Source organism: Parazoarcus communis SWub3 = DSM 12120, from assembly GCF_003226565.1.
In the GTDB taxonomy this organism is placed as follows: domain Bacteria; phylum Pseudomonadota; class Gammaproteobacteria; order Burkholderiales; family Rhodocyclaceae; genus Parazoarcus; species Parazoarcus communis.
In genome coordinates this window covers 1-246 of sequence record NZ_QKOE01000215.1, presented here as the reverse complement: position 1 = coordinate 246, position 246 = coordinate 1, and the positions used below count along the sequence as shown (strand labels likewise).

Sequence of the window (246 nt, the reverse complement as noted above, 5' to 3'; positions counted from 1 at the left end):
CCAGCTGGGCCACATCGGCCACCCGCACCCCGGCGCTGCGCTTGGGCGGCTCGGCAACCTTCAGCGTGCTCAGCCGCGGGGCCACATCCACGCCCAGCTCGGCCGGCTTGACGGTGTCCAGCGGCTTCTTCTTGGCCTTCATGATGTTGGGCAGCGTCGCGTAGCGCGGCTCGTTCAGGCGCAGGTCGGTGGTGACCACCGCCGGCAGCTGGATCGACAGCGTCTCCAGCCCGCCGTCGATCTCGC

At 70.7% G+C, this 246-nt stretch carries 1 protein-coding gene; it reads right to left on the bottom strand.

The window, feature by feature from the left end; genetic code table 11:
• Window positions 1–246: electron transfer flavoprotein subunit beta/FixA family protein (locus tag DNK49_RS23790; protein ID WP_424445315.1), on the bottom strand; the 246-nt coding region annotated here is incomplete at both ends.